Below are 18,659 nucleotides of genomic sequence, written 5' to 3' on the forward strand. Positions count from 1 at the left end.
AAAGACACGATCCGGTACCAACAGCTTCGTCAATAGTTTCGGGGAACTCCGAACGGAGGCTAAGGTCACCGCCAGCGGTGACCCCGGTCACCAGGTTGTCCGTACCCCTTAGGACGAGGTGAAGCACCCATGCGTGCACCCAGGTCGAAGGCCGCGCTGGCGGCCGTTGCGGCCGCGGCCCTCGCGGTCGCAGGCTGCGCCGAGAGCGACCGTGGCGAGGATTCCGGCGGCAGCAAGAAGGACACCCTCATCTTCGGCGTAGCCGGGGACCCGAAGGTGCTCGACCCGAGCTTCGCCAGCGACGGCGAGTCGCTGCGGGTGTCGCGGCAGATCTTCGAGACCCTGGTGACCCCCGAGGAGGGCGGCACCAAGCCCACCCCGGGTCTGGCCGAGTCCTGGACGCCGGACGCCACCGGCACGGTGTGGACGTTCAAGCTCCGCTCCGGGGTGAAGTTCCACGACGGCACCGACTTCAACGCCGAGGCCGTCTGCGTCAACTTCGACCGCTGGTACAACGCCAAGGGCCTCATGCAGAGCCCGGACGTGACCGCGTACTGGCAGGACGTGATGGGCGGCTTCGCCAAGAACGAGAGCCCAGACCTGGGCGAGAGCCTCTTCAAGTCCTGCACCGCCAAGGACGCCGGCACCGTCGACCTGGCCTTCACCCGGGTGTCCAGCAAGGTCCCGGCCGCGCTGATGCTGCCGTCGTTCTCCATGCACAGCCCGAAGGCGCTGGAGCAGTACGACGCCAGCAACGTCACCGGCACCGCCGAGGACATCAAGTACCCGGCGTACGCGATGGAGCACCCGACCGGCACCGGGCCGTTCAAGTTCAAGGCGTGGGACGTCGCCAACAAGACGCTCACCATCGAGCGCAACGACGACTACTACGGCGGCAAGGCCAAGCTGAAGACGATCATCTACAAGACGATCTCCGACGAGAACGCCCGCAAGCAGGCGCTGCGCTCCGGCGACATCCAGGCGTACGACCTGGTCGGCCCGGCCGACGTCGAGCCGCTCAAGGGTGAGGGCTTCAACGTCCTGACCCGCCCGGCGTTCAACATCCTCTACCTGGCGATCAACCAGAAGGGGAACCCGAAGCTGGCCGACCTGAAGGTCCGGCAGGCCATCGCGCACGCCCTGAACCGGCAGGCGCTCGTCGACTCGAAGCTGCCCCCGGGCGCGAAGGTCGCCGAGAACTTCTTCCCGGAGACCGTCGAGGGCTGGAACGGCGACGTCACCAAGTACGACTACAACCCGGAGAAGGCCAAGACGCTGCTGGCCGAGGCCGGCGCGACCAACCTGACCCTGCGGTTCCACTACCCGACCGAGGTCACCCGGCCGTACATGCCGAACCCGAAGGACATCTTCGAGCTGCTCTCGGCGGACCTGAAGGCGGTCGGCATCACCGTCGAGCCGATCCCGCTGAAGTGGAGCCCGGACTACCTCAACGCCACCACCTCCGGCGCCGCCCACGACATCCACTTCCTGGGCTGGACCGGTGACTACGGCGACGGCTACAACTTCATCGGCACCTTCTTCGACCGGCCCAAGGACGAGTGGGGCTTCAACAACCCGGCGCTGTTCGAGAAGTTCAAGAAGGCCGACAGCACCGCCGACATCGCCGCCCGCACCGCGCTCTACAAGGAGCTCAACGCGGACATCATGAGCTTCCTCCCGGGTGTGCCGATCTCGCACTCGCCGCCGGCGATCGTGTTCGGCAAGGACGTGACGGGCATCCAGGCGAGCCCGCTCACCGACGAGCGGTTCGAGACCGCCGAGTTCAAGTCCTGATCTGAGACAACAAGTACGGGCGGGCGTCGACCTCGACGCCCGCCCGTACTTCCCGCACTCTCCTTCGAGGACGCCGTGTTCCGGTTCGTCGTCAGACGCCTGCTCCAGCTCGTACCCACGCTGTTCGGGCTCTCCATCCTGTTGTTCATCTGGCTGCGCCGGTTGCCCGGCGGCCCCGAGACCGCCATCCTCGGCGAGCGGGGCACCCCCGAGATGCGTGCCGCGATCCGCCGCAACCTCGGTCTCGACGAACCGATCATGGTGCAGTACGGCCGGTTCATCCGCCGGATGATCCGCCTCGACCTGGGCACCTCCACCGCCACCAAGCGGGAGGTCACCACCGAGTTCATCCAGCGCTTCCCGGGCACCGTCGAGCTGACCGTGATGGCCCTGGTCATCGCGATCGGCGTCGGCATCCCGCTGGGCTACCTGGCCGCCCGCCGCCGCGGCCGGCTGCTGGACCACCTCTCCGTCGGCGGCTCGCTGATCGGCATCTGCATCCCGGTCTTCTTCCTGGCGTACGTGCTCAAGGCGATCTTCGCGGAGAACCTCGGCTGGTTCCCGTCCAGCGGCCGGCAGGACCCGACGATCGAAGCCACCCGGATCACCAACTTCTTCGTTCTGGACGGGCTGATGACCCGCGAGTGGGACGCCGCCGCCGACGCGATCTGGCACCTGGTGCTGCCCGGTCTCGCGTTGGCGAGCATCCCGCTGGCGATCATCGTGCGGATCACCCGGGCCAGCGTCCTGGAGGTGCTCGGCGAGGACTTCGTCCGTACCGCCGAGGCCAAGGGGCTGACCGAGAACGTGGTCCGCCGGCGGCACGTGCTGCGCAACGCCATGCTGCCGGTGGCCACCTCGATCGGTCTGCTCGCCGGTGGTCTGCTCTCCGGGGCGGTGCTCACCGAGACCGTCTTCGCGTTCAGCGGCATCGGCGCGTTCGTCGCGGAGTCGATCAGCCAGCGTGACTACCCCGTCCTCATGGGCTTCATCCTGATCATCGCGGTGGTGTACGTGCTGGTGAACCTGATCGTCGACCTCTCCTACAGCCTGATCGACCCGAGGGTGAGGGTGCGATGACGATCACCCCGGGCAGGAAGCGCGAGAAGATCGACCGGCTCGCCGAGCTCGCCGCCGCCCGCGACGACGAGCGTGGGGTGAGCCTCTGGCAGGAGGCGTTCCGGCGGCTGCGCCGCAACCCCGCCGCCATCGTCGGCGCGGTCATCCTGACGCTGTTCGTCCTGGTCGCCGTGGTCGGGCCGTTCTTCGTGCCGTACGGGCCGACCGACTCGATCGGCATCCGCGAGGGCCTGGTGAAGTCCGGGCAGGGCATCATCCCCGGCCCGAGCGGCGACCACTGGTTCGGCTTCGACCACCAGGGCCGGGACGTGTTCAGCCGGATGGTCGTCGGGGCCCGGCAGACCCTGCTCGTCGGGGTGGTCTCCACCCTCATCGGGCTCGCGGTCGGCGCGCTGATCGGCGGCGTCGCCGGGGCCGCGGCCGGGCTGGGCGGACGCTGGGGCCGGTGGGTCGACAGCGCCCTGATGCGCTTCGTCGACATGCTGCTGGCCCTGCCGAGCCTGCTGCTCGCGGTGAGCGTCGCGGCCCTGCTCGGGGCCAGCCTGACCACCGTGATGATCGCGGTGGGCGTGGTGTCGGTGCCGGTCTTCGCCCGACTGCTGCGCGGCTCGATGATCTCCCAGTCGAACAGCGACTACGTGCTGGCGGCCACCTCGCTCGGGGTACGCAGGTCGAAGATCGCCCTGACCCACGTGGTGCCGAACTCGCTCGCCCCGGTGATCGTCCAGGCCACGCTGACGCTGGCGACCGCGATCATCGAGGCCGCCGCGTTGTCCTTCCTCGGCCTCGGCAACCCGGACTCGACGATCCCCGAGTGGGGGGTGATGCTCGCCGACGCGCAGCCGTACCTGGGCATCCGGCCGGCGTTGGCGATCTACCCGGCGGTCGGCATCATCGTCACCGCGCTCGGGTTCACCCTGCTCGGCGAGGCGCTGCGTGAGGCCCTCGACCCGAAGCTGCGGAAGTAGGGAGGGGGCTGACATGGCACTGCTCGACGTGGACGACCTGTCCGTGACGTTCGCCCGGCGCGGTCAGCGCACGGTGCACGCCGTGGACGGGGTCTCCTTCTCGGTCGACGCCGGCGAGGTGGTCGGCCTGGTCGGCGAGTCCGGCTGCGGCAAGAGCGTCACCTCGTTGGCGATCATGGGCCTGCTGCCGAAGCAGCCCGGCACCCGGGTCGGCGGCCGGGCGGTCTTCGACGGCACCGACCTGCTCCGGCTCGACGACCGCTCCCGGCGGGACATCCGGGGCCGGGACATCGCGATGATCTTCCAGGATCCGCTCTCCTCACTGAACCCGGTCATCCCGATCGGGGTCCAGGTGACCGAGGTGCTCACCCGGCACCGCGGCATGAAGGGGGACGCGGCGGCGAAGGAGGCCGCCGCGCTGCTCGACCGGGTCGGCATCCCCGACCCGAAGCGGCGGCTCAAGGAGTACCCGCACCAGCTCTCCGGCGGGATGCGCCAGCGCGCCCTGATCGCCATGGCGGTGGCCTGCGAGCCCCGGCTGCTGATCGCCGACGAGCCCACCACCGCCCTGGACGTCACCATCCAGGCGCAGATCCTGGAGCTGCTCAAGGATCTGGTCCGGGACTCCGGCACCGCCCTGGTGATGATCACGCACGACCTGGGGGTGGTGGCCGGCATGTGCGACACCATCAACGTGCTCTACGGCGGCCGGGTGGTGGAGACCGCCCGCCGACGTCCGCTGTTCGCCCAGCCCCGGCACCCGTACACGGTGGGGTTGCTCGGCTCGGTGCCCCGCCTGGACGCCGGCCGGGGCGAGCGGCTGACCCCGATCCCCGGCTCGGTCCGTGACCTGCTGCCCTGGCCGGAGGGGTGCGCGTTCGCGCCGCGCTGCGCACGGCGGACGGACGACTGCCTGGGTGCGCCGCCGGAACTGGTGCTCGCCCACGACGGGCGCAGCTACCGCTGCGTCAACCCGGCCCCGACGGCGGGGGCCGGCGACGCGGCCGTCCCGGCGTCGGGCGGCCCGCCCGCGCCCGTCCCCGCCCCCCGTGAGGAGGACAAGGCGTGACCGACCACGAGATCCTCGTCGAGGTACGCGACCTGAAGGTGCACTTCCCGATCACCCGGGGAGTGCTCTTCGACCGGGTCGTCGGGCACGTCAAGGCCGTCGACGGGGTGGACCTGGACATCCCCCGTGGCCGGACGTACGGGCTGGTGGGCGAGTCCGGCTGCGGCAAGTCCACGCTGGGCCGGGCCCTGCTCCAGCTCACCCCGCCCACCGGCGGGAAGGTCACCTTCGACGGCATCGACCTGACCCGGATGCCGCCGAACAAGCTGCGCGGCATGCGCCGCCGGATGCAGATGATCTTCCAGGACCCGATGTCGAGCCTGGACCCCCGGCAGAACGTCGAGTCGATCCTCACCGAGGGCCTCCAGGCGCACGGCATCGGCGACAGCCGCGACGACCGCCGCCGGACCATCGGCGAGACCCTGGACGCGGTGGGGCTGCCCCGCTGGGCGCTGTCCCGTTACCCGCACGAGTTCTCCGGCGGGCAGCGGCAGCGCATCGGCATCGCCCGCGCGCTGGTGCTCGGGCCGGAGCTGATCGTCGCCGACGAGCCGGTCTCCGCCCTGGACGTCTCGATCCAGGCGCAGGTGGTCAACCTGCTCGACGAGCTCCAGGAGAACCTCGGCCTGACCTACCTGGTGATCGCCCACGACCTCGCGGTGGTACGGCACATCTCCGACGTGGTCGGCGTCATGTACCTGGGCGCGCTGGTCGAGGAGGCCCCGAGCGACCGGCTGTACCAGGAGCCACTGCACCCGTACACGAAGGCGCTGATGTCGGCGGTGCCGGTGCCCGACCCGGAGGTGGAGGACCGTCGGGAACGCATCCTGCTCACCGGCGACCTGCCCTCGCCGGCCAACCCGCCGTCCGGTTGCCGCTTCCACACCCGGTGCCCCTGGGCCCAACCGACCCGGTGCGCGGACGAACGCCCGGTGTTGCGCCCGATCGGCCGCAGCCGGGTCGCCTGCCACTGGGCCGAGCGGATCGCCAGCGGCGAGCTACGCCCGCACTCGGTCGACGCGCAGGTGGTCCGTCCCGCCGACGCGGGCGACGACCCGCACGCCGTCGCCGCCCCCACCGAGCCCGGCTCGTACGTCTGAGGCGTCAGGAAGGGCCTCTCAGGTACCGGCAGGGGCCCTTCCTGACGGCCGGCTCAGCCCTCTCGGGGCGCCCGTCAGCCCTCGGGGCGGTGCAGCAGCCCGACGGCTATCGCGTGCACGGCGTCGAGCGCCGACGGGTCCGGCAGCGTCGCCCGGCCGCCGGTCACCGTGTACCACTCGTCGGCCTCCCGGTACTGCACCCGGAGGGTGACCTGGTCGGCGGTGAGCTCGGTGCGCAGGGTCAGCTCCCCGGTCACCACGCCCACCTCGTCGGTCATCACCCCGCCGGGCCCGGGCACGATGTCACTGCTCCGCGCCTCCGGACCCCCCGACCCGGGCTGCCCGCTCACCTGCACTCCTCCAGCATGTCCGCCAACGCGGCCTTCTCGGCGCTGGTCACCGTCAGCCGCCAGTGGTGCTTGACCGCCACCCAGTTCTCGGCGTACCCGCACCAGTGCGAGCGGTTGGCCGGCTTCCACTGCGACGGATCCTGGTCACCCTTTGCCCGGTTGGAGGACGCGGAGACCGCGATGAGCTGCGGCCGGCTCAGGTCGTTGGCGAACTCGCCGCGTTCCGCGTCGCCCCACTCGTCCGCGCCGGAGCGCCACGCGTTCGCCAGCGGCACCACGTGGTCGATGTCCACGTCGGACGGATCGGTGAAGGTGCGGTCGTCGTACACGCTCTTCCACCGGCCGGCGACCACGTTGCAGCCGGAGAGCTTGATGTCGCTGCCGTCGCGTTCCAGCACGGTGTCCCGTACGTCGCAGTTCTTGCCGGTGTCCCGCCAGTGCGGGAACTTGTCGCGGCTGTAGCCGCGCATCGACCCGGCGGTCGCCACGGTCAACGTCTCCAGTTGCGCCGCGGCGTCACCCCCGGTCGACGGGGAGGGCGCGACCTCCGTCTGGTCGACGGGGGCGCAGCCGACGGCGAGGGCGAGCAGCGCGGCGAGCGCCGCCGCCGCGCGGGCGCGGGGTCCTGATCGGGTAGGTGCAGACGACACCCCTCCAGCTTGCGGGGTTTTCCGGTTTCCGCACGGCAAGCCGGCCGGGTTTCGGCGTTTCGTGGCAACTCTCATATCGCGGGGGGCAGATTAAGGACCATGACGACACCCGCTCCCGCCCTGCGCACCGGCACCGCCGCCGGACGCGGCACGCTGCTGGCCGCGATCCTCGCCTCCGGGATGGTCTTCCTGGACTCGACGGTGGTGAACGTGGCCCTGCCCCGGCTCGGCGCGGAGCTCGGGGCCACCGTGGCCGACCTACAGTGGACGATCAACGGGTACCTGCTGATGCTGGCCGCGTTCGTGCTGCTCGGCGGGGCGCTGGGGGACCGCTTCGGCCGACGGCGGATCTTCCTCGTCGGGGTGGTCTGGTTCACCGTCGCCTCGGTGCTGTGCGGCATCGCCCTGGGCACCGGCTGGCTGATCGTCGCCCGGGTGCTCCAGGGCGCGGGCGGGGCGCTGCTCACCCCGGGCTCGCTCTCGCTGCTCCAGGCCAGCTTCCACCCGGACGACCGGGGAAAGGCCATCGGCGCATGGGCCGGGCTCTCCGGCGTCTCCACCGCGCTCGGGCCGCTCGTCGGCGGCTGGCTCATCGACGCCCTCTCCTGGCGGTGGATCTTCTTCATCAACGTGCTCTTCGCCGTCCCGGTGGTGCTGGCCACGCTGCGTTGGGTGCCGGAGAGCCGGGACGAGACCGTCACCCGCAGCGGCCGGCGGTTCGACATCCTCGGCGCGCTGCTCGGCGCGCTCGCCCTGGCCGGCGTCACGTACGCCCTGATCGACGCCCCGGCCCGTGGGGTCGGCTCGCTCCCGGTGCTGGCCTCGGCGCTGGTCGGGGCGCTCGCGGCGGTGGCCTTCGTGCTGGTCGAGCGGCGGCGCGGGGAGAGCGCGATGCTGCCCACCGGGCTGTTCCGCAGTCGACTCTTCTCGGCGCTGAACGTCTTCACCGTGGTGGTCTACGCGGCGCTCGGCGGCTTCACCTTCTTTCTCGCGGTCTACCTGCAGAACGCCGTCGGCTGGTCGGCGCTGATGACCGGGCTGGCCACCCTGCCGCTGACCGTGCTGCTGCTGGTCGGCTCGGCGCGGGCCGGCGCGCTCGCCGCGCGGATCGGCCCCCGCCTGCCGCTGACGGTGGGGCCGGTGGTGGCCGCCGCCGGGCTGCTCCTGCTGCGCCGGGTCGGCCCCGGCGCGTCGTACTGGGTGGACGTGCTGCCCGGGGTGACCCTGTTCGGTCTCGGGCTGACCCTGGTGGTGGCGCCGCTGACCGCGTCGGTGCTGGCCGCCGTGGACGACCGGTTCGCCGGGGTGGCCAGCGGTTTCAACAACGCCGCCTCCCGGGTGGGCGGGCTGCTGGCGGTGGCCGCGCTGCCGCTGCTGGTCGGGCTGAGCGGCACCGGGTACGAACAGGCCGGGGAGCTGACCCACGCGTACCGGGGGGCGCTGCTGTGGTGCGCGGGTCTGCTGCTGGCGGGGGCGCTGCTGGCCGCCACCTCGGCCCGCCGGGCGGAGGCGCCCCGGGAACGGTGAGTCGGGTCCGGCAGGGGCGGGAGATCGTCCCACCCCTGCCGAACCTGGCGGGTGTCAGGAGCGGGCGCGGTTGACGGCGCTGGTGACCGCCTTCACCGAGGCGGTGACGATGTTGGCGTCCATGCCGACCCCCCACACCGTCCGGCCGTCGATGTCGCACTCCACGTACGCGGCGGCCTGCGCGTCGCCGCCGGAGGAGAGCGCGTGCTCGTGGTAGTCGAGCACCCGTACCGTCACGTGCACCGACTGGAGCGCGTTGACGTACGCGTCGATCGGGCCGTTGCCGACCGCGGCGAGCGCGTGCGGCGTCCCGCCGACCTCGACGGCGGCCTCGATCTCGACCTTGCCGTCGGCGGTGCCGATGGTGTAGTCGGTCAGCGACACCGCCGGGGTGGCCTGGTGGTCGACCAGGTAGTGGCGGGCGAAGATCTCCCACATGGTGGCCGGGTCGACCTCGCCGCCGGCGTGGTCGGTGACCTGCTGGACCACCCCGGAGAACTCGATCTGGAGGCGGCGGGGCAGGTCGAGCTGGTGTTCGCTCTTCATGATGTACGCGACGCCGCCCTTGCCGGACTGCGAGTTGACCCGGATCACCGCCTCGTACGTACGGCCCAGGTCCTTCGGGTCGACCGGCAGGTACGGCACCGCCCAGGTGAACTCGTCGACGGGCGTCCCGGCCGCCGCCGCGTCGGCGTGCAGCGCGTCGAAGCCCTTCTTGATGGCGTCCTGGTGGGAGCCGGAGAACGCGGTGTAGACCAGGTCGCCCGCGTACGGGTGGCGTTCGTGCACCGGGAGCTGGTTGCAGTACTCGACGGCCCGCTTGATCTCGTCGATCCGGGAGAAGTCGATCTGCGGGTCGATGCCCTGGGAGAAGAGGTTCAGCCCCAGCGTGACCAGGTCGACGTTGCCGGTCCGTTCGCCGTTGCCGAACAGGCAGCCCTCGATCCGGTCGGCGCCGGCCAGCAGGCCCAGCTCGGCGGCGGCCACGCCGGTGCCCCGGTCGTTGTGCGGGTGCAGGCTGAGCACCAGGCTGTCCCGCCGGGGCAGGTTGCGGTGCATCCACTCGATCGAGTCGGCGTAGACGTTCGGGGTGGCCATCTCCACCGTCGCCGGCAGGTTGATGATCAGCGGCCGGGTCGGGGTCGGGTCGACCGCCTCGATCACCGCCGCGCAGACCTCCAGCGCGTAGTCCAGCTCGGTGCCGGTGTACGACTCGGGGGAGTACTCGTAGAAGATGTCGGTGTCCGGGGTGTGGATCTCGGCGTACTTCTGGCACAGCCGGGCGCCCTGGGTGGCGATGTCGGTGATGCCGGCCCTGTCCAGCCCGAAGACCACCCGGCGCTGGAGCGTCGAGGTGGAGTTGTAGAAGTGCACGATCGCCCGCTTCGCGCCGCGCAGCGACTCGAAGGTGCGCTCGATCAGGTGCTCCCGGCACTGGGTCAGCACCTGGATGGTGACGTCGTCGGGGATCAGATCCTGCTCGATGAGCTGCCGGACGAAGTCGTAGTCGGTCTGGCTGGCCGACGGGAAACCGACCTCGATCTCCTTGTAGCCCATCTGGACCAGGAGCTGGAACATCCGGCGCTTGCGCTCCGGGGACATCGGGTCGATCAGGGCCTGGTTGCCGTCGCGCAGGTCGACCGCGCACCAACGCGGCGCGGCCTCGACCTGCCGGCCCGGCCACCGGCGGTCCGGCAGGTCGATCCGGAACTGCTGCTGGTACGGCTGGTAGCGGCGGTACGGCATCCGGCTGGGCTGCTGCCGGGCGATCGGATCGTCCGCGACCGGGGTGGCGTCGGTCGCCCCGCTCCCGGTGGTGGCCCCGACCCCGGTGGGGTCGGTGGGCGGAACGGTGGTGCCGGCGGGCTGGGCCATGGCGAAGACTCCTGATGATCATGTGACGTCAGCGTCGGGGGTCGGCGGCGGTGCCGACGGAGCAGGGGCGACCTGGGTCGGCCCGGACGAGAACCGGTGTGCTGGACGGCGCGCGTGCGTCAGCCCCGCGACGAGGTGCCGGCCGGATGGGCCTCGTCGCGGCAGCGAAGGAGGAGAATCGCCCGCCACATGATATTGGTGACCCTACGTGATCACCACGCCGCGCGGAAACTACCGTCCGGAGTTTGGGACGGCGAGGGTGGCCACGCAGCTCAGCCGGCATTCAGGGAGTGGCCGACGGGTCCACCGGTGGCGCCGACGGGTCCCCGGCGTCGCCGTCGGCGGGCGGGGTGGCCGGCGGCGGCGCGGCCGGGTCGAGCGGCTCGCCCTCGACCACCGGCCCGGGAAGCCGCACGGTGGCCGGGGCGGGGCCGGGTGGCCCGGCCAGCCGCAGGGTGCCCAGGGCGGCCCGGACGGCGGTGGGCGTCCCGTCCGGGCCGTAGCAGTAGATCCCGACGTCGAGCGGCGGGTTCAGCGAGGCCGACGTGGACTCGACCGAGTAGCAGGCGCCGGTGGTCTCCGGCAGCGGCCGGCTGACCGACACCGCCAGCGGGGCCTGCCGGTCGGTGAGCACGTCCAGCCAGTCGGTGAAGGGGTGCTGCACCCGGGGGTCGAGGCCGCGCGGGAGCGTGTCGTCCGGGTCGCCGAGGCGTACGCAGGTGGCCGGTTCGGGGCGGGCGGCGGAGGGCAGGGCGCACTGGAACAGCCCGTCGGCGGTGGCGGCCAGCGCGACGTCCACCGTGCCACCGAGCGCCCAGCCCGGCACGTCCACCCGCCAGGTGCCGTCGTTGGCGCTGGTCACCGTGATCGTCCGGGTCGGGCCGCCCGCGTCGGCCAGGGTGTAGCGGGCGGTCAGGTGGCGGTCCTGGGCCGCCGCGGCGAGCGCGGCCAGCTCGTCCCGTGCGCCGTCCGCCCCGGTCGCGGTGGGGTTGCCGCCCGGCGGCTCCGGTGGGTCCGGTGGCGAGTCGTCGGCGGCGCAGCCGGCGAGCGGGCCGCCGACGGCGAGCAGGAGCGGGACGGTCAGCGCGAGCAGGCCGGTCGGCCGGCGGCGCGCGGCGCGGAGGTGGACACCGGTAGGCACCCGCCCATTCTCCGGTCCGCCGGGGTCGCCGGGGGTCCGGGTGGCCGCCGCCGGGCCGGCGTGTCGCCGGTGTGACGGGGGGTGTCGGCGGACGCCGGGATGCGGTAGCGTGCCCCGCCGGGACGCGGTGTCGGTCGCGTCACGGTGCGTGGTCAGGGCCGCTCCCGGGCCGGATCGTGGGATCACCTGACCCGCCGGACAGGGCCGCCCGATACCCTGGGGTGGTCTGACCCGCGCCGCCGGCCACTGGACCGGCGGCGTCGGCACGCTCAGGGCTGCTGCTGGGAGGGAGTGCGCCGTCGTGGCACTCGTGGTGCAGAAGTACGGCGGGTCCTCCGTCGCCAACGCGGAGCGGATCAAGCGGGTGGCGGAACGGATCGTCGCCGCCCGCAAGGCCGGTGACGACGTGGTCGTCGTGGTCTCCGCGATGGGGGACACCACCGACGAGCTGCTCGACCTGGCGAACCAGGTGAGCCCGCTGCCGCCGGGCCGCGAGCTGGACATGCTGCTCACCGCCGGGGAGCGGATCTCCATGGCGTTGCTCGCCATGGCCATCCACAACCTGGGGTACGAAGCCCGCTCGTTCACCGGCTCGCAGGCCGGGGTGCTCACCACCTCGGTGCACGGCCGGGCGCGGATCATCGACGTCACGCCGGGGCGGCTCAAGGGCGCGCTGGACGAGGGCGCGGTGGTGATCGTCGCCGGGTTCCAGGGCGTCTCCCAGGACACCAAGGACGTCACCACGCTGGGCCGGGGCGGCTCGGACACCACCGCGGTGGCGCTGGCCGCCGCGCTGCACGCCGACGTCTGCGAGATCTACACCGACGTCGACGGGGTGTTCACCGCGGACCCGCGGATCGTCCCGAACGCCCGGCACATCCGGCAGATCACCTACGAGGAGATGCTGGAGCTGGCCGCCTGCGGGGCGAAGGTCCTGCACCTGCGCAGCGTGGAGTACGCCCGCCGGGCGGGCCTGCCGATCCACGTCCGTTCGTCATACTCGACCAACACCGGCACCATGGTCACCGGATCGATGGAGGACCTTCCTGTGGAGCAAGCACTGATCACCGGGGTCGCCCACGACCGCAGCGAAGCCAAGATCACGATCGTCGGGGTGCCGGACGAGCCGGGCGCGGCCGGCCGGATCTTCGACACGGTGGCCGGCGCCGAGATCAACATCGACATGATCGTGCAGAACGTCTCCACCGAGGGCACCGGGCGGACGGACATCTCCTTCACCCTGCCCAAGACCGACGGCCCCACCGCGATGGCCGCCCTCAGCAAGATCCAGGAGCAGGTCAAGTTCAAGGGCCTGCTCTACGACGACCACGTGGGCAAGGTGTCGCTGATCGGCGCCGGCATGCGGTCGCACCCCGGCGTTGCCGCCGGCTTCTTCGCCGCCCTCGGCGCGGCCGGGGTCAACATCGAGATGATCTCCACCTCCGAGATCCGGGTCTCCGTGGTCTGCCGGGACACCGACCTCGACGTGGCCGTCCGCGCCATCCACGACACCTTCGAGCTGGGCGGCGACGAAGAAGCCGTGGTCTACGCGGGAACGGGGCGGTAGCGCCGATGCCGGCGCTGCCCACCCTGGCCGTGGTCGGGGCGACCGGTGCCGTCGGCACCGTGGTGTGCGAGCTGCTCTCCGCCCGGAAGAACGTCTGGGGGGAGATCCGCCTGATCGCCTCGGCCCGCTCGGTCGGCCGACGGCTGCGCTGCCGGGGCGAGGAGCTCGTCGTCCAGGCCCTGACCCCGGAGGCGTTCGACGGCGTCGACGTCGCCATGTTCGACGTGCCGGACGAGATCTCCGCCGAGTGGGCGCCGGTCGCGGTGGGCCGGGGCGCGGTCGCGGTCGACAACTCCGGCGCGTTCCGGATGGACCGCGACGTCCCGCTGGTGGTGCCCGAGATCAACCCCGACCAGGTGCGCAACCGGCCCAAGGGCATCATCGCCAACGCCAACTGCACCACCCTCGCGATGATCGTCGCGGTCGCGCCGCTGCACCGCGAGTACGGCCTGCGTGAGCTGGTGCTCGCCTCGTACCAGGCGGTCTCCGGGGCGGGCCAGGCCGGCGTGGACATCCTGCACGACCAGCTCGGCAAGATCGCCGGGGACCGGACGCTCGGCTCCCGGCCGGGCAACGTACGGCAGGCCGTCGGGGACGACCTCGGCCCGTTCCCCGCGCCGCTGGCGTTGAACGTGGTCCCCTGGGCCGGCTCGTCCGCCGACGCCGGCTGGTCGTCCGAGGAGATCAAGCTGCGCAACGAGTCGCGCAAGATCCTCGGGCTGCCCGACCTGAAGGTCTCCGCCACCTGCGTCCGGGTGCCGGTGGTGACCGGCCACTCGGTGGCCGTACACGCGGTCTTCGCCGCCGAGGTGGACGCCGAGGGCGCCCGCGAGGCGCTGCGCAACGCGCCCGGCGTGATCGTCGTCGACGATCCGGACGCCGGTGAGTTCCCGATGCCGATCGACGCGGTCGGCACCGACCCGTCCTGGGTGGGCCGGATCCGCCGCGCGCTGGACGACCCGCGCGCCCTGGACCTCTTCGTCACCGGCGACAACCTGCGCAAGGGCGCCGCCCTGAACACCGCGCAGATCGCCGAGCTGCTCGCCGCCGAGCTCCGCGCCCGCTGAGGCTCTCAGGCGGGGGCGAGGCGGACGCCGTCGCAGGCTCTCAGGCGGGGGCGAGGCGGACGCCGTCGCGGCCGGCCCGCTTGACCGCGTAGAGAGCCTGGTCGGCGCGGCGCAGCGTCGACTCGGACGACTCGCCGGGCTGGGGCAGGGCCACGCCGACGCTGATCGTCCGGCCGGTCTCCCGGGCCGCCTGGGCGAGCCGCCCGGCGATGCGGACCGCCTCGTCCGGGCGGCTCACCTCGATGACCGCCACGAACTCGTCCCCGCCCACCCGGTACAGCTCGTCGCCCTGCCGCAGCGCCGCCTGCAACGCCCGGGCCAGGGTGACCAGCACCCGGTCGCCGGCCTGGTGGCCGTACGTGTCGTTGACGCTCTTGAAACCGTCCACGTCGATGGCGAGCAGGGCGGTCCGGCCCGGTACGGCGGCGGCGATCCGCCGGCCGAACGGGCCGGTGTGCCCCAGCCCGGTGAGCGGGTCGGAGCTGGCCTGCTCGCGTAGCCGGGCCAGGGTGCGCAGCCGGTCCAGGCAGGTCCACGCCTGGTTGGCGAGCAACTCGATCAGGTTGACCGTGGTCGGGTCCGGCCGCAGCAGCCGCTCGTCGGCGACCAGCAGCATGCCACCGGTGTCCGGCGGCCCGACCGGCACGGTGATCAGGGTGCGCACCCCGGCGCGCGCCAGCGGTAGATGGTCCGAGATCGGCGGGTGGCCCGGCTCACCGAGGGTGTAGCCGGGGCCGTACCGGTGGGCGCGGCTCATCAACCGGCCGAGCGGCCCCGGCCCGGCCTCGACCAGCTCGGCGCGGAGCCGGGACTCCAGCTCGCCCGGCACGCGCGGCGGGGCCCCGAGCCGGGGACCGTCGACGTCGGGCAGCACCAGCACGGCGGCGGAGAGCCCGGAGACGTCCCGGGCGGCGCAGATCGCCGCGGTCAGCAGGTCCCACTCGGTGGGGGCCGAGCTGAACGCGGCGGCGTGCCGCAGCATCTTCTCGCTGCGGCTCTCCGCCGGGGGGCCGCCGAGCGCCATGATCCGCGCGCCGAGCCGGGTGGCGATCCGGTCGGCGGCCGCCCGCCAGGGGCCCAGCTCCACCGGCTCGGACCACTGGAGGTCGAGGACGCCGAGCGGCCGGCCGGCCGGGTCGGTCACCGGCACGCAGATCTCGGCGGTCACGTCCGGCCGGACCGGCAGGTAGTCCGGATCGTCGGCGACCCGGGCCACGGTGGCCCCGACGCCCGAGGCGTAGACCCGCCCGACGATCCCCGTCTTCGGGGGCACGGTGGCGTACACCTGCCAGGAGCCGGTGGCGGCGACGCACCGCAGCCGGTCGTGGACCTGGAGCAGGACGGAGATCGTCGCCGGGGCGTACCGGGACAGAGTGTCGACGGTCCACTGGCAGGCTTCGACGGCGGTCGACGCCATGGGCAGGCGTACCGTCACGTCACGGATGACTCGATCCAGATCCACGCAGGCGTCGTTCCAGGTCAGGACGGGTCCGGCGGGTCCGGACCCCGCGAGCAAGCCTACCCACGCCGCCGATGGGCCCGACGTGCTCGTACACATGTTCCATCCACAGGGTGTGGACGACGGCTGTGGACGACGGTCGGCGCGGTGGCCCGGGTCGACGGGTGGACGCCGGCCCGGGCCACCACCGAAACCGTCCACATGAGAGGATCGTCGTCGACGCCGGTCCGGTCACCTGGTCGTGCTGTTGCGGTGGCGGTGGCCGTGAAATCGTGCGTAAGAAGCCGCCCGACGTGGTCGCGGTGCGTCGATGCCGCCTGCCTGCGCAATTTCCCCGGATCACCCGTTCGGCTTCTGCCGGCGCGGCCGACGGCAGTTACCTCGACTGTCGATCGGGTGCCTCTCGATCACTGGTGGAGCCCGGCCGGTCGTTGCTCACCCGTGCCGACCTGCGTCATCACCCTCAGTGTATAGGCATGCGCCGATCGACTGAGGCGCATGGTCCGTTCGGTCGTGGTTGATCAACCGCCCAGTCGTTACTTGCCCGTGCAGCTTTCTGAACGCCACATGTGGTATCACCATCGATAGCCTCAGGCATTCTTCACGGAAACGTGGGAGCCCGTGCCGTCGGTTTGCCCGGCGGCCTTTCGGAATGTGGGGGAATCGTGAGCAGCAACCTGAAGGGCGGAGACCTTCCCATCAACCGGCGCTTCCCGTCGGCGGGGCGCTGGGCGCTCCTCGACCGGGCCGACCGCGACCGGCGCGGCGCCGGCGACCCGAGCGCGTTCGACGGCAGCGGCGACGCCGCCGTCCAGAACCCGGCCCGACCCGACTGCGGGTCGGGCGGCAGCTACGCGTACCGCTGACCAACCGGAAACCCACCGTCGCGCCGGCTCTGACGGGAGGCCGGCGGGGCGGTCCGGAGCGGTGCCGTCGCCGGCGTCGGCCGGCTGTGGTGGCATGCCGGCGTCGGCCGGCTGTGGTGGCCGCCGGTGACCCTGATCGATCCGCTCCGGCGACCCGTCAGCCGGTAGGGCGTGCCGGCGCCCGCCGGAGCGGATCGTGACCGGTCGACCGAACCCGGCCGGGATGAGAGGCTGTCGGACGGCAGGACGCCGCCCCCGGGCGGCGACCCGCGATCGACCCTGCAACGGTACGGATCAGGAGCCCGGACGACTCATCGCCGGCTCCCACGCACCGACCCTCACGAGGAGTTCCATGTCCGTCTCCGGGATGCGTCGCCGGGCCGCGATCGGTCTGGCCGTGATCTCCGCGGCCGCGTTCAGCGCGATCGCCGCGACCCCCACCCAGGCCCACCGACCGGGGCCCAAGCCGGTCGACGTCAAGCTGCTCGCCCTCAACGACTTCCACGGCAACCTGGAACCGCCGTCCGGCTCCAGCGGCACCATCGCCGGGCAGCCCGCGGGCGGCGCGGAATACCTGGCCACCCACCTCAGGGAGCTGAGCCAGGAGGCCAGGAAGAAGAACACCATCACGGTCGCCGCCGGTGACCTGATCGGCGCGTCGCCGCTGCTGTCCGCCGCGTTCCACGACGAGCCGACCATCGAGGCGCTGTCGATGGCCGGGCTGGACTACGCCAGCGTCGGCAACCACGAGTTCGACGAGGGCCCGGCCGAGCTGCTCCGGATCCAGAACGGCGGCTGCCACCCGGTCGACGGCTGCGCCGCCGGCGCCCGGTACAAGGGGGCCGGTTTCCAGTACCTGTCGGCCAACGCCTTCAAGACCTCCAACGGCCAGCCGCTGCTGCCGCCGTACGCCGTCCACAAGGTCGACGGGGTCAAGGTCGGCTTCATCGGCATGACGCTGGAGGGCACCCCGGACATCGTCAGCAAGGAGGGCACCGCCGGTCTGACCTTCGGCGACGAGGCGGACACCGCCAACCGGTACGCGCGCGAGCTGCGCCGCAAGGGCGTCGAGACGATCGTGGTGCTGCTGCACGAGGGCGGCAACCAGGCCGGCGCCGGCGGCATCAACGACTGCGTCGACTTCAGCGGCCCGGTGGTGGACATCGCCAACCGGATGGACCCGTCGATCGACGTGGTCGTCAGCGGGCACACCCACCAGGCGTACAACTGTGAGATCGGCGGCAAGCTGGTCACCAGCGCCAGCTCGTTCGGTCGGCTGGTCACCGACATCGACCTGAAGATCGACAGGCGTACCGGCGACGTGCTGAGCATGCGGGCGGAGAACGTCGTGGTCACCCGGGACGTCACCAAGGACCCGAAGCAGACCGCGCTGATCGACCGCTACAAGAAGATCCTCGGCCCGGTCGCCGGCCAGGTCGTCGGCACCACCAGCGCGCCGCTGACCCGCGCCCAGGAGACCCTCTTCGGTACGACGCTGGGCGAGTCCACCATGGGCAACGTGATCGCCGACGCGCAGCTCGCCGCCACCGACAACGAGCAGAACGCGGTCGCCGCCTTCATGAACCCGGGCGGGGTACGCGCCGATCTGGACGCCGGGCAGGTCACCTACGAGGAGGCGTTCACGGTCCAGCCGTTCGCCAACAACCTCACCACCCTCGACCTGACCGGGGCGCAGCTCTACTGCGTGCTGGAGCAGCAGTTCACCGTCGGGCGCACGCTCTACCCGTCCGGGTCGGTCCGTTACACGGTGAACCCGGCCGGGACCACCGCGCCGGTCGCCGACCCGTGCGCGGGTAGCCGGGTCGTGCCGGGCAGCCTGACCATCGGTGGTACGGCGGTCACCGCCGACGCCACCTACCGGATCACGGTGAACAGCTTCCTGGCCGGCGGCGGGGACGGCTTCAGCGTGCTGGCGCAGGGCACCAACCGGGTCACCGGCATGATCGATCTGGACGCCCTGATCGTGTACCTCAAGGCGAGCTCGCCGATCGCCGCGCCGGCGCTGGACCGCATCGCGGTCGCCTGACGGCTCACCACCGGCCGACCCTGGTCGATCCGGACCGGCCCCGGAGCTCCGGCTCCGGGGCCGGTCTGCTTTCGGGCCGGTCTGCTGCTGGGCCGGTCC

15 protein-coding genes are annotated in these 18,659 nt (G+C 72.2%); 10 read left to right on the forward strand and 5 right to left on the reverse strand.

Annotated features, from left to right (window positions below; genetic code table 11):
* The first annotated feature begins 129 nt into the window (after nucleotides 1-129).
* The 5 genes from O7606_RS21720 to O7606_RS21740 all read left to right on the forward strand — a co-directional run bounded on the left by O7606_RS21720 (nucleotide 130) and on the right by O7606_RS21740 (nucleotide 6,011).
* A complete protein-coding gene (locus tag O7606_RS21720) occupies nucleotides 130-1,794 on the forward strand; it encodes an ABC transporter substrate-binding protein (RefSeq protein ID WP_281595869.1) in 1,665 nt (554 codons plus the stop codon).
* 75 nt (nucleotides 1,795-1,869) lie between these two features.
* Nucleotides 1,870-2,874 carry an ABC transporter permease gene (locus O7606_RS21725; RefSeq protein ID WP_281595870.1) on the forward strand — a complete coding sequence of 335 codons (1,005 nt, stop codon included), beginning with the start codon at nucleotides 1,870-1,872 and terminating at the stop codon, nucleotides 2,872-2,874.
* A complete protein-coding gene (locus O7606_RS21730; RefSeq protein WP_281595871.1) occupies nucleotides 2,871-3,842 on the forward strand; it encodes an ABC transporter permease in 972 nt (323 codons plus the stop codon). The genes O7606_RS21725 and O7606_RS21730 overlap by 4 nt, the downstream gene beginning before the upstream one ends.
* Nucleotides 3,843-3,855: 13 nt before the next feature.
* Nucleotides 3,856-4,911, forward strand: coding sequence for an ABC transporter ATP-binding protein (locus tag O7606_RS21735; protein ID WP_281595872.1), 1,056 nt, complete (start codon nucleotides 3,856-3,858; stop codon nucleotides 4,909-4,911).
* A complete protein-coding gene (locus tag O7606_RS21740; protein WP_281595873.1) occupies nucleotides 4,908-6,011 on the forward strand; it encodes an oligopeptide/dipeptide ABC transporter ATP-binding protein in 1,104 nt (367 codons plus the stop codon). Before O7606_RS21735 ends, O7606_RS21740 begins: the two co-directional genes overlap by 4 nt.
* A 74-nt stretch (nucleotides 6,012-6,085) precedes the next feature.
* Here the strand turns inward: O7606_RS21740 and O7606_RS27670 are convergent, their stop codons facing one another.
* Nucleotides 6,086-6,466, reverse strand: coding sequence for a hypothetical protein (locus O7606_RS27670; protein ID WP_348651173.1), 381 nt, complete (start codon nucleotides 6,464-6,466; stop codon nucleotides 6,086-6,088).
* The gene (locus tag O7606_RS21750) at nucleotides 6,358-7,011 is read right to left on the reverse strand and encodes an HNH endonuclease family protein (protein WP_281595874.1); all 654 of its coding nucleotides are present in this window, start codon (nucleotides 7,009-7,011) and stop codon (nucleotides 6,358-6,360) included. The genes O7606_RS27670 and O7606_RS21750 overlap by 109 nt, the downstream gene beginning before the upstream one ends.
* A gap of 99 nt (nucleotides 7,012-7,110) precedes the next feature.
* Between O7606_RS21750 and O7606_RS21755 the strand changes: the two genes are divergently transcribed.
* Nucleotides 7,111-8,538 (forward strand): MFS transporter, encoded by a 1,428-nt coding sequence (locus tag O7606_RS21755; protein ID WP_281595875.1) that lies wholly within the window; start codon nucleotides 7,111-7,113, stop codon nucleotides 8,536-8,538.
* Between the two features lie 54 nt (nucleotides 8,539-8,592).
* Here the strand turns inward: O7606_RS21755 and leuA are convergent, their stop codons facing one another.
* Together leuA and O7606_RS21765 are read right to left on the reverse strand one after the other, a co-directional pair.
* Nucleotides 8,593-10,284, reverse strand: a complete 1,692-nt coding sequence (gene leuA, locus O7606_RS21760; protein WP_281599797.1) for a 2-isopropylmalate synthase — start codon at nucleotides 10,282-10,284, stop codon at nucleotides 8,593-8,595.
* 412 nt (nucleotides 10,285-10,696) lie between these two features.
* Complete coding sequence (locus O7606_RS21765) at nucleotides 10,697-11,554, reverse strand: hypothetical protein (protein ID WP_281595876.1); 858 nt, start codon at nucleotides 11,552-11,554, stop codon at nucleotides 10,697-10,699.
* A gap of 301 nt (nucleotides 11,555-11,855) precedes the next feature.
* On the opposite strand from O7606_RS21765, the gene O7606_RS21770 reads away from it, so the two are divergent.
* Nucleotides 11,856-13,121, forward strand: a complete 1,266-nt coding sequence (locus O7606_RS21770) for an aspartate kinase (protein WP_281595877.1) — start codon at nucleotides 11,856-11,858, stop codon at nucleotides 13,119-13,121.
* Nucleotides 13,122-13,126: 5 nt separating this feature from the next.
* Complete coding sequence (locus O7606_RS21775) at nucleotides 13,127-14,188, forward strand: aspartate-semialdehyde dehydrogenase (RefSeq protein ID WP_281595878.1); 1,062 nt, start codon at nucleotides 13,127-13,129, stop codon at nucleotides 14,186-14,188.
* 40 nt (nucleotides 14,189-14,228) lie between these two features.
* On the opposite strand, the gene O7606_RS21780 is transcribed toward O7606_RS21775, so the two are convergent.
* Nucleotides 14,229-15,650, reverse strand: coding sequence for a diguanylate cyclase (locus tag O7606_RS21780; protein WP_281595879.1), 1,422 nt, complete (start codon nucleotides 15,648-15,650; stop codon nucleotides 14,229-14,231).
* Nucleotides 15,651-16,312: 662 nt separating this feature from the next.
* Here O7606_RS21780 and O7606_RS21785 point away from each other — a divergent pair.
* Together O7606_RS21785 and O7606_RS21790 are read left to right on the forward strand one after the other, a co-directional pair.
* Entirely contained in the window at nucleotides 16,313-16,513 is a 201-nt protein-coding gene (locus O7606_RS21785) for a hypothetical protein (RefSeq protein ID WP_281595880.1), read from the forward strand.
* A 352-nt stretch (nucleotides 16,514-16,865) separates the two neighbouring features.
* Nucleotides 16,866-18,560 carry a bifunctional metallophosphatase/5'-nucleotidase gene (locus O7606_RS21790; protein ID WP_281595881.1) on the forward strand — a complete coding sequence of 565 codons (1,695 nt, stop codon included), beginning with the start codon at nucleotides 16,866-16,868 and terminating at the stop codon, nucleotides 18,558-18,560.
* Nucleotides 18,561-18,659: the final 99 nt, after the last annotated feature.

The sequence above is a fragment of the Micromonospora sp. WMMD882 genome (assembly GCF_027497255.1).
In the GTDB taxonomy this organism is placed as follows: domain Bacteria; phylum Actinomycetota; class Actinomycetes; order Mycobacteriales; family Micromonosporaceae; genus Micromonospora.